Consider the following 7,006-nt stretch of genomic DNA (forward strand, 5'->3'; position numbering starts at 1 on the left):
TGCTCGACCAGCCACCGCTTCTTCATTGGCACGAACCCGGGCCGGACGTCGGATCGCTTGACGACTTCAACGTCGATGCCCAGCACGGCGCCATGCAGGGCGAAATCCTGCTTGAACCCGGCGTCGACGAAGGCGCGGGTCACCGTCGGGGTGTGTTCGGCGACCTTGTCGAGCAACCCGATCCCGATGGTGTTGTCGCTGATACTCGCGGCGGTCACGAACCCACCGCATCCATCAGGGACAGCCAGAGCGTGAAGACCTCCACCAACGTCCCCGCCGCCACCCAGGGCACCGACGCCGCCAAGAAGATCGTCGGCCGCAAACGCGGGATCATCACCGACACCCTCGGCCTGCTGCTCTTCGGATCGTCACCGCAGCCAGCGGCAGCGACAACACGATCGGCATGAACCTGCTCGACCACACCGCCACCACATACCCGACGGTCACCAAGACCTGGGTCGATGCCGAATTCAAGGTCAAGACCGTCGAGCACGGCGCCGAGCTCGGCATCGACGTCGAGATCGTCACCAAGAATCCCCAGCTCAAGGGCTTCAGCATGGTCAAGCGGCGGTGGGTGGTCGAGCGCACGCTCGGCTGGCTCATGCAACACCGCCGACTGGTCCGCGACTACGAAGCCCGGCCCGAGAACTCCGCTAGCATGATCACCCTGGCGATGATCGACAACCTCGCCAAACGGCTCACCGCCGAAACCACCCCAACCTGGCGATACGGCTAAAGTCACATAACTCGCTAACTACACCAATCAGACGTCCTCATCTGCCGCTGATAACGCGCGCCGCAGACTAGAGGCCGCATAACGCAGCGTCATGACGCGGCGAACCGGCGGCCCTCGTGGTGGGGCCACTTAGAGGATCAGATGCCCTCTTAAGGCCGATGGGCCCCAGGCCGTCAGAACCAACCAGCTCACATGCCTCGTCGTCAGAAGTGGCACAGTGGCGGGCGGGCTACGGTGCAGCGTCGTGCCGGGCGGGTCGAGGTCGTCGTGACAGCAATCGGCGCACGACGGCGGGCAGGACTCCAAACGCAGCCGGGACAAGGCGGCGCCGGGCGCCGGGGCGAACTCGTCCATGGGCGGTCTCCTCAAGTCCGTCGAGTGGCGGGATTCGGGGCCGGTGCGTCATCACGCCGGCACCTTCGAGTGAGCAGCGTTGAGGGATGCCTCTTCGCGGCGTAGCGCGTTGAGTAGCTCGGATACGCGGTTGTTGCGGATGGCGGTGCCGTTGCGGCGGAGGCGGTGCGCCAGGGCGTCACGGCTGACCGTGCTTCCCTCACCGAGCAACTCGTCGCGGGCGGCGCGGGCGGCGGGGAGCAGCGGGACGAGGTCCGGGGCGAGGGCAGCATCGTTGTCCGCGTCGAATTCCTCGTCGTCGTCCTGGTCGTCGTCCTGCTCCTCGTCGTGGTCGTTGTGGTCGTGCGGGTCTGGTCGCGGTTCGGGGTCGGGTTCGGCTTCCCGGTGGGTGTCAGGGTCGTGCGGGGTCGGAGGCTGGTGGGGCTGTTCGGGCGCCGCCTCGGTGCTCGCCGGGTTCGGCGCGGCAGGGCTGTCGGTGTCCTGGGGCGTTGGAGGCAGTACGGGCGCGGTGATGGCGGGTGCCAGCCGGTCAGCCCAGGCTTGGTAGTCGACGCGGGCGGCCAGCTCGGCGGCGAGCCGGTCCAGGTCCAAGGTGTGCACCGCGATCTCGGCCATGCGCATATCCCATTGGTCGGCGCGTACCACCTTTTCCACAGCGTGGGCCACCGCCGGGCGGCGTTTCTCGTCGCGCATCATCAGTTCGGCGGCGCGTAGTGACTCGTAGAGGCCCAGCGGGCGCCAGGCGCCGGTGTCGGCGTCGGTGTGGCCTTCGCGGGCCAGGTCCGCCGCGCGGGCGGTCCAGATGGGGTGGCGCACCCTTCGCCAGAGGCCGTAGGCCGGGGCGGTGTCGGCGAGCTTGCCCATCGCGCGTAGCGCGTCTCGGCGCCGGGCGGCGGCGTGCAGCAGCCACAGCGCGTACGCCGATCCGGACAGCACACCGAACACGCTTGACCAGTACAGGACTGGCCAGTGCCCAACCACCTGGATGCCGACGGCTACCACGGCGACCACGGCGGAGAACGTGCGGAAGCCGTAGGCCCGTTCCCCTAGTCGCATGCGCTCGTCGGCCATCGCGGCGAGAGCCATCGCCAGCAACTCCAGGCAGAGGGCGAACGGGAGTACGGCCAGCACGCGCACCGCGAGCGGTACTGCGGGCGGCCAGGGCAGGTGTTCGAGCGCGACCCAGGTTTGGCCGATCACGGCGCCGGTGGCGGCCACGCCGTAGAACGAGTACGCCCATCGTGCCGGCGCCCACGAGGCCCTTCTCCGGCCTCTGCCCTCGGATGGGTTGCCGCCCTTCGCGATCGGCGCGGGCGTGGGCTGACGCTCGGTGGTGCTGATGGCTGCGGCTCCTTTCCTCGTGTGGTCGGTCATCGGTGGCCTCCGCTGACGGTGGCGGGCCGTAGCTGCCGTTCGGCGACCCGGCGGGTGGCTTGCGACGGTTCGGCGCCGCCGAGGTCGGCGAGGCGTTCTTCCAGACGGCGCAGCGTGCGCCGGACGGCGTCCGGTCGTCCGGCGCGGCCGTGGATGCGCATGATGCGCTGGTACAGCTCCTCGTTGACCGGGTCGAATTCCAGGGCGCGTTCCAGGGCGGCAATGGCCTGGTCGGGGTGGTCGGCTTCGACGATTTCGGCGATGCGGGCGAACACGGAGAGAACCTGGTGGCGGTAGGTGGTGGCGTAGTCGGTGATCCAGGGCTGGTCGGCGCCGTCGGCGAAATCGCCGCCGTACAGCTCGGCCGCCTCCCGGAGCAACGCGAGGGCCTGGGTGTCGTCGTCGACGGTGTTCGCGGCCTCGATGGCGGTGAGCATCTGCCACAGGTCTACGGCGATCAGGTCGGGGTCGAGGCGGTAGCGGCCGGTCGCGGCGTCGTAGACCACGAACATCGCCTCGCCGTTGCCGGTGGCGGCACGCAGCACCCGTCGGGTGGTGCTGATGTCGGTACGGATGCGCTTTCCGGCGGTGCCCGGGTTGGTGTCGGGGTGCAGGTCGGCGGCGAGCTGGTCGAGGGTGCGTCCGCCCGGGTGCACGGCCAGCGAGGCGAGCACGGTGTAGGAGCCGCTGCGCATCCCGGTCGCCACCGCCCCGGTCTCGGTTTCGACCAGGACCGGGCCGAGGACCCGCAGCCGTACCGGGGCCGGCGCCTCGGTCGGCTGGGCGGGAACCGGCTCGTCGCGCTGCTCGGCGCTTACCTCGTGCGGCGCCGCGGCCGGGTCGCTCGGGGCCGGGTCGAGGTCGATGTCGTGGCCGGGCTCCGGGCGCGCGGTGGCGTCGGTGAGCATCGTCAGCACGGCCGCGAGGTCGCCCGCTGTGAGGATGGACAGCCGCGCCAGCCCGGCCGTTTCGTTGCCGGGCGTGCCGTCGGCGGTGATCTCAACGGCGGGGAGGCCATCGAGGCCGCCGAGGATGACCGGGTGAAGGTGCAGCGCCGGGCGGTGCGCGCCGACCGCGCGCAGGCGGGCGGCGTGCCGACCGGTGGCCTCGATGAGCAGCACGTACGGCGGCTGCGCCTCGGCATGATCGGTGCGTTCGTTCAGCGCGGTGATGGAGTCCAGGTCGAAGGTGTCCAGCAGCCGGCGCCGCACGATCATCTCCTCTTCGGCGTGGGTGACGGCCGCGGCGGCGTCGGAGAGCACGATGAGGCGCTCGCCGTCGTAGCTGGTGCCGTCGCGGTCTAGGCCGACCAGCGGAGCACCGGCGGGTAGTAGCCGGGCGAGGGTCTCGGTGGTGGTGACCACCACCGGCCGTGCCTCGGCGCTCTGCGTGGCGCCGGTGGCGAGTGCGGCGGCCAGTACCGCGCGGGCGGCCGGTTCGGCGCCATCGCCGGTGAGGGCGAGGCCGGGGCCGGGTAGGTCGAACAGGCTCACCTCGGCCCCGTCCGGGTCGAGGCCGATCGGTGTGGGCACGGCCGGGGCGACGGGCCGGTGCGGCTCGTCATCGTCGGTGGGTAGGTGCCGGGCACCGACCGCGTCGACCGGAGCGAGGGGTTCGGGTACCGGTGTGGGTTGCGAGCCGATGCGGGCCGGGATGGGGAAACTCAGCCGGGCCCGGCGGCGCCGTTGCAGGCGCAGCAGGGAGGCGACGGCGGCGATCAGCGCGGCCAGGCCGAGGCTGACCCAGCCGTCCGAGGGCAGGCTGATCCCCGCCTCGTCATCTGCGCTGTCATGGCCGTTGTCGGGTGCGGCGGGCTCGTCCGCGGAGGGGCGCTCCTTGGCGGGTGCCGAGGCGCTCGCCGGCGGGATGGCGCTGGCTGAGGAGGAGGCGGGGGACGACGGGGTGGCGGTGGGCGGTGGGGTACTCGCCGCCGGGGCGGGTGTGGCGGCCGGTCCCGGCTCGGTCACGCCGTCATCCGGCGGAGTCGTTTCGACTGGTGGTGCCGGGGTGCCCCGGTCGGGCTGTGCGGGGGTGGTGTCGCGGGCGGGCATGGCGAGCGTCCACCCGACGTGGATCTCGTCGGGGTCGGTCAGCGCGTAGCCGTTGGCCTGCTCGTGGCCCCGGTTGAGTTTGTAGATCTCGCGCCAGCGGTGCGGGTCGCCGAGCTTCTCCTCGGCCAGTTCCCACAGGTTATCCCCAGCCTTGACCCGGTGGACTCCGCCGGGCGCATCGCGCGCCCACGCTGGTACTTCGCTGTCGTGGTGGCTGGTGGAGGCGAGCACCGGCCGTGCGGTGGCGGCGTCGGTGTGAACGGTGATCGCGGGGCGCGGGCCGGTGTGCGCGACCGGGGCGGCGATGGCCGGTGGGGCGGGCGCGACGGCCACGGCCGGGCGACGCGCCGCCGCATCCGCCGCAGCGGCGGCGGTCGTGGCGCCCGTGCTGGTGACGGCGCGGGCAGCGTCGAACAACACCGCGCCCACGATGGCGCCGACCAGCACGGCGGCCACCCAGCGGATCGGTCCACGTCCGGTCACCGGCGCCCTTAGCTGACCGCGTCGGGCGACGGCAGCGTCCGCGCTGGCCTCGATGACCTCGACGATTACGTGCCGGACGAAGATCAGCCACAGCACCCAGCCGATCGAGGCCAGCAGCCCGAGGATCATCTGATCCGACCACGGACTCGTTAACGCCCCGGTCAGCTCGGCCAGAGCGGGAACCGGGGTGAGCTGGGGCCAGCCGATCCAGCCGAGCGGCCATCCGGCCGAGGCGGTCAGCAGCCACGGCACCCCGGCCATGAAGCCTGCCAGGACGGCGAGGGCGGCCAAGGCTCGCAGCAGCCGGCCGACCGTGGCGAGGGCGCGCACCATGCTCGCAGATCTCCTTCGTCGGTGAGGTCGGGTTAGGTGTTGGGGCCGGTGACGCCCTGCACGGCGGTCGCCGTGGCCGTCGCGGAAACGTTCAGGCTGCGCACACCGACGAGCTGCATGAGCTGGGTGCGGGTTGTCCGTCGCACGGTGACGGTGACCGTGGTCGCCGTGGCCGAGGCATCCCCGGACACTCCGGCGGAGGCCAGCCACGATCGGGCCGTCGAGGCGGCGCGGCCGGTGTCGAGACGGGCGACACCGCGAGTGCGGTAGGCGTAGAGGTCGAGTTGCTGCGCCCCGGCGCGGGCGGCGGACTGCGCCATGTCGAGGGCCTGCACCTTCGCTGAGATCGCCAGCCCGGCGTCGAGGACCAGCCCGGCCACCGCCACCAGAACAACGCTGAGCAGCACCACGAACGGCGTCACCTCCCCGGCGTCGGTTCCGCCGGTTCGGTGACGCGCCCACCGGGCAAGGTCACGGATGCGATGCCTCACGGGGCACCTCCGATCCATTCGTCAATCGGAGACGTCGCGCTGGACTCGACCACCCGGCTCCCTGGCACACCCAGCAACACCAGGTCCGACAGCCGAACCCGGCACGACACCGTCACGGTGACCGCCCCGCCCGGCCTCAGCCCGCCCGTGCTGACCTGCACATCGGTGGACTGGCAGGTCACACCCTGCACGGCGAGGGATTCGAGGGCGGTCCGCTTCGCCCCCGCCACGGCGGCGCCCTGACTCCGAGCGATCGACCCGGACCGGGCGCCGCTACTCGCGGCGGCGTCCACGTCGATCTGCGCCGCAGCCAACCGGCCACACAGCACCACGAACAGCAACAACATGACGAGTAGCGGGGTGAGTAGCGCCATCTCGGCGGTACTCGCCCCGGCATCCGGTACCTCGGTGAGCCGCCGCCACCGGGCGGCGACACGCACGCGCAGCGGGGTCACGACACACCCCCAGGCGGGCTTAAGCCCCGTCGCCTCTCGGGCGAGCCCAGCTGAGCGGTCACAGCACGTACCAGGCGATGAGGGCCACCCCGACTGCGGAGAGGACCGCGAGGACGATCCCCAACACCGCCGTCATCAACGGTGGAGGTGCGTTCATGAGGTCCAAGGTGACCGCGGACAAGGCGCGCAGCTCTTCACGGTCCATCGCCAGCATTTCGCGGGCGTCCTCGCCGCGTTCCGGGTCATCGACGTCAGCCTCCAAGCGGGCGAGCTCCTCCGCGAAATACGCCTCGAACTCGGGCGTGTACTCGCCGTCGGCGTCGACGATGGCGAACGGCTTAGGCCAGGCGTATTTCATGGTCCACTCCACCTCTCTACGGGACGCATCACCTCGGTACCGACGCGCCAGCGGATGCCCGGGACCACCGTCGCGGCCGTGCCCGAGATCTGGACGCGGACCTCGGTAGCGGTGCGGGTCACCGACACCGACGGGTCTTTGAGCACTCCGCTGCCGATCGCGGCGAGGGTGTCACCGCCGGCGTGCTGTCCGGCTCCGGCGCTGGATTGGTAGGCGGCGGCGGTGCTCGCCGCCCGAGTGGCGGCGGCCTGGGCTATGTGGGTGGCGTGCATCCACACTCCGGCCTGGATGACGAACATGACGATGAGCAACAGCAGCGGCATGGCGATGACCAGCTCGGCCGTGGCCGCGCCCGCGTCGGGGCGAGCGGC

Annotated in this window: 6 protein-coding genes and 2 pseudogenes; 1 reads left to right on the top strand and 7 read right to left on the bottom strand. The window is 71.4% G+C overall.

Annotated elements, in window-relative coordinates:
• Window positions 1-218, bottom strand: a pseudogene (locus QLQ12_RS46500) (IS5 family transposase); the annotation flags it as partial.
• Between QLQ12_RS46500 and QLQ12_RS46505 the strand changes: the two are divergent.
• Window positions 219-736, top strand: a pseudogene (locus tag QLQ12_RS46505) (transposase); the annotation flags it as partial.
• Window positions 737-1,141: 405 nt separating this feature from the next.
• Here QLQ12_RS46505 and QLQ12_RS46510 read toward each other — a convergent pair.
• From QLQ12_RS46510 to QLQ12_RS46535, 6 genes are all read right to left on the bottom strand, one after another.
• Window positions 1,142-2,464: a hypothetical protein gene (locus QLQ12_RS46510; protein WP_282767498.1), complete on the bottom strand. Its 1,323-nt coding sequence runs from the start codon at window positions 2,462-2,464 to the stop codon at window positions 1,142-1,144.
• Window positions 2,461-5,331: a BTAD domain-containing putative transcriptional regulator gene (locus QLQ12_RS46515; protein WP_282767499.1), complete on the bottom strand. Its 2,871-nt coding sequence runs from the start codon at window positions 5,329-5,331 to the stop codon at window positions 2,461-2,463. Before QLQ12_RS46515 ends, QLQ12_RS46510 begins: the two co-directional genes overlap by 4 nt.
• A gap of 32 nt (window positions 5,332-5,363) precedes the next feature.
• Window positions 5,364-5,753 carry a pilus assembly protein TadG-related protein gene (locus QLQ12_RS46520; protein ID WP_282767503.1) on the bottom strand — a complete coding sequence of 130 codons (390 nt, stop codon included), beginning with the start codon at window positions 5,751-5,753 and terminating at the stop codon, window positions 5,364-5,366.
• 65 nt (window positions 5,754-5,818) lie between these two features.
• The gene (locus QLQ12_RS46525; protein WP_282767500.1) at window positions 5,819-6,277 is read right to left on the bottom strand and encodes a TadE/TadG family type IV pilus assembly protein; all 459 of its coding nucleotides are present in this window, start codon (window positions 6,275-6,277) and stop codon (window positions 5,819-5,821) included.
• Window positions 6,278-6,335: 58 nt separating this feature from the next.
• A complete protein-coding gene (locus QLQ12_RS46530) occupies window positions 6,336-6,635 on the bottom strand; it encodes a hypothetical protein (protein WP_282767501.1) in 300 nt (99 codons plus the stop codon).
• Window positions 6,632-7,006 (bottom strand): TadE family protein (locus QLQ12_RS46535; RefSeq protein WP_282767502.1); only part of this gene is annotated, 375 nt, incomplete at its 5' end. The genes QLQ12_RS46535 and QLQ12_RS46530, both read right to left, overlap by 4 nt.

The organism is Actinoplanes sandaracinus (assembly GCF_030009775.1).
GTDB classification, from domain to species: Bacteria; Actinomycetota; Actinomycetes; order Mycobacteriales; family Micromonosporaceae; genus Actinoplanes; species Actinoplanes sandaracinus.

Coding starts and splice junctions, on each gene's coding strand:
- QLQ12_RS46510 (WP_282767498.1), bottom strand. CDS start 2,464: ATGACCGACCACACGAGGAAAGGAGCCGCAGCCATCAGCACCACCGAG.
- QLQ12_RS46515 (WP_282767499.1), bottom strand. CDS start 5,331: ATGGTGCGCGCCCTCGCCACGGTCGGCCGGCTGCTGCGAGCCTTGGCC.
- QLQ12_RS46530 (WP_282767501.1), bottom strand. CDS start 6,635: ATGAAATACGCCTGGCCTAAGCCGTTCGCCATCGTCGACGCCGACGGC.